Annotated in this window: 2 protein-coding genes and 1 riboswitch; of the genes, one reads left to right on the plus strand and one right to left on the minus strand. The window is 28.4% G+C overall.

Annotation, left to right across the window (positions count from 1 at the left end; genetic code table 11):
• Positions 1–160 precede the first annotated feature (160 nt).
• Positions 161–334: riboswitch (M-box (ykoK) riboswitch) on the plus strand.
• Positions 335–662: 328 nt separating this feature from the next.
• Positions 663–1,925, plus strand: a complete 1,263-nt coding sequence (locus FGK85_RS14760; RefSeq protein ID WP_138207886.1) for a magnesium transporter — start codon at positions 663–665, stop codon at positions 1,923–1,925.
• 602 nt (positions 1,926–2,527) lie between these two features.
• On the opposite strand, the gene FGK85_RS14765 is transcribed toward FGK85_RS14760, so the two are convergent.
• Positions 2,528–2,854, minus strand: coding sequence for a hypothetical protein (locus tag FGK85_RS14765; RefSeq protein WP_138207888.1), 327 nt, complete (start codon positions 2,852–2,854; stop codon positions 2,528–2,530).
• Positions 2,855–3,484: the final 630 nt, after the last annotated feature.

Consider the following 3,484-nt stretch of genomic DNA (forward strand, 5'->3'; position numbering starts at 1 on the left):
AATTAATACATAATATTAAATAGAAATAAACAAATTAGCAAAATATATAAAATAAATTTTAATGTAAAAGTATACAGAAAGGGAATGAGGGAGAAATTTTATTGCATTTTGAGAGTTTTATAATATAATATATTATAGAGATAATTTTATAAAATTTGAATAGTAAATTTGTTAGGTGAGGCTCCTATATAGATACACGCTACTGCCCGGAAACATCGAGAGATGCCAATGGGTCAACAGGTACTACCGAAAATAAGGTTTTATCTAATGTAGCTGAATTTATAATTAAATTCAAAGCTATATAGTGCTAAAGCTCGTACGAATTGTTTAATTTGCATGAGAAATAGAGCCTAGTTTTTAGCTCTTTTTTATTTTGCAATAATTTTCAATTTCATTATTATCCAAACTGGGAAACTTTAATGATCAGGTTTCATGTAATGAAAAAAATATATAAAAGGTGGTGAATTTTCATGGAGGGGGATCCTCAATTACCGTCGCTTAATAATGATGATTCAAAAAATCGAATAATAGAGAGAAGTATTTGTGATGATTAGTTATGGATGTTTTTCCATGTTAAAATGTGTTTTAATGTGGAAAAACATCTATAAACTAGTCTTAAAGACATTTTCATAAATACTTCTCGATTACAAGGAGGGGTCTTTATGAAAAAAGTATGTAGCTTTTATTTAAACAATATATTAAACAAAAAGATTTATGATGAATTTGACGAATGTGTAGGAATACTAAAAGACGTTTATGTAACCACAGAAAAAGGATACCCTAGAGTTATAGGTTATAAAGTTAAAGTAAATAGAGAAGTCTTTAACTATGAATTTAGAAATATAGAATTTTTTGAAGAACAAGGAGAAATAATTACTAAAGTAAAAGGAGTAAGGGATATAATACCAAGAAAATATTCTTATTTGCTATCTAAACATCTTCTAAATAAAAAAATTGTAGACATTAATGGTAAAAAAGTTATAAAAGTAGATGATTTGACTTTAGTTCAAAATGTATCAGAAATAAAAGTAGTAGCAGTAATATCCGGCACCTTAGCATCCGCTAGAAGAATAGGAATAGAAAAGTTTGTAGGAACCATGTATAAGGTATTCCACAGAAAACTTAAGGACAGCATAGTTATGTGGGAAAGTGTTGAATCCATAGAAATGGTAGATAATAATTTAAAAATATCGCTGCCTTATGAAAAGTTATCTAAGCTTCACCCAGCAGATATAGCAGATATACTAGAAGAATTAGATACAGAAGATAGAAAAAAAGTTTTTGAAAGTCTAGACAAAGAATTAGCTGCAGATACATTAGAAGAGGTGGAACCTGAGGTTCAGAAAGACATATTAAAAAATGTAAATAGTTTTATGATAAGAGAAGTTTTAGACACCATGCCTAATGATGAAATAGCAGATATGCTAGAAGACATGGAGGAAGAAGAAAAGGAAAGGATACTTTTAAATTTAGATAAAGAAGATGAAAATGAAGTGAGAAATTTAATGCAGTATGAAGAAGAAACTGTAGGAAGTATAATGAACAAAGAGTTTATAACTCTAAATGTAAACATAACTGCAGAAGAAACTATAGAAATTTTAAGAGAAACTAAACCAGATGAAGAATCTATTTATAATATATACATTATAGATGAAAAAGAGAAACTTCAAGGTATTGTTTCTTTAGTGGATTTAGTAACTAGTTCTCCAGAAAGCAGACTTGAGGATATAATGTATTCGGATATAGCTTGTATAAAAGACGATGATAGTATAGAAAAGGCTATAGAAAATGCTTTGAAATATGACCTGTTATCTATACCAGTGGTTGATCATAAGGAAAAGTTATGTGGAATAGTAATAATAAATGACATTTTAGATGAGGTTGTTCCGCTAAAGGTTAAAAGAAAATTTAAAAAAGCAGTGTAAGTAAATGGTGAAGTAAGTGCGAAAGTAGGTGCCGTAGGAAAAAGCTGCCTTTAATTCCGTGATAAAATTGAAATTTTGGACTGTGAACAGTACGCTAAGAACTAAGGGACAAGGGACAATTGAAAATTGACAATTGAAAATGGACAATTGACAATGGAGAATTAAGTAAGAAGTAAAAGATTAGGTACTAGGTGATAGGAAAGGATGATTTTCCTCCACAGCGTTATGGGAAATTTTTAATTGAATATAAGCAATGGTATAGTGGGAAAAGGTATAACTGATTCATTAAATGAAGTGGTTATACCTTTTTTAAGGGCTTAAAAAATCTTTTATTGGCGGCAGCCAGCGGAAATATAGAAATATTAAATATCAAATATCAAATATCAATTAATGTTGAAATTCCTATGGAGTTTCTTAAATTAGAATTTGTGGAGGAAGTACGAAGTGACAATTGAGAATTAAGTAAGAGGTAAAAAGTAAGAAGTAAGAGTGAATGAGGATTTTCCGAGAACGCCCATAAATTTGTGTAAAATAGACATGATAAAAAATATTTGGAAACTATTTATGGGTTAAGTGGAAGTATAAGAACATTGTGAAACAAACTAATCATTATGGCACTCTAAATAATTAACCTTTTTTCTAGTCTTCATAGCGTATTCTATTTCACCTTTTGTACTTTCGCCTATATATCCGTTTTTGTTAATCACATAAATTTCATCAGACATATCAATTTTTCTTTTATGCATATCGTCAAGCATTACTTTAATTTCAGGAGTGATGACATTTTTAAATTCACCATCAGCATGTCCAAACAATCCTACTGAAATAACTATATTTCCTTCTAGAGTTAATTGTTTTTGTATTTTCAAGAACTCATCTTTAAACCTTGTACTCCCGCACAAAGTTATTACTTTATACTGTCCTACCATAATATCCTCCATTTAATTGGTCTTAATTTACAATTAAGAATTAACTTATTTTTCAATTATATCATACTTTGAGAATTTACTTTTCACAAATTAATTATAAAAAACTCTTTGAGTTTTATCCTTAACTCTTACTTCTTAACTTTTACCTATTACTTATCTATAAACTAAGATTTATATAAACAACTGCTTTACGGCAAAATAAATTGAATTTTAGTTACTACTTTATTTTAATAAGTATCATATAACTTTTCGAAAGGCTCCGCCTAAAAAATATTATGATCCTCTTATTTGATATTTGATATTTAATATTTGGTATTTGATATTTATTATTTATATATTTAGCCTGGCTATCGCCAATAAAAGATTTAAATTAAGTCCCAAAAGATAAATAACACAATTTCACAACGTGAAATTATGTTATTTATCCTTTACTAGCCCTCTAGCACACTGAAACATCCTTTATTAGGCTGTTCTCTCCCTGTGACTATATACGCATGACCTGAAAAATCAGATTTTTCCTATGCCATTACGTCACAATTTTCTTACGTGTTGTATTAAATTTTAAGTAAAAATGATATAATATTAGTATAAAACATTAGGAGTGAAAGCGTTGAAACATAAGAAAATACA

Origin of the sequence: Haloimpatiens lingqiaonensis, from assembly GCF_901447495.1 — a bacterium.
In the GTDB taxonomy this organism is placed as follows: domain Bacteria; phylum Bacillota; class Clostridia; order Clostridiales; family Clostridiaceae; genus Haloimpatiens; species Haloimpatiens lingqiaonensis.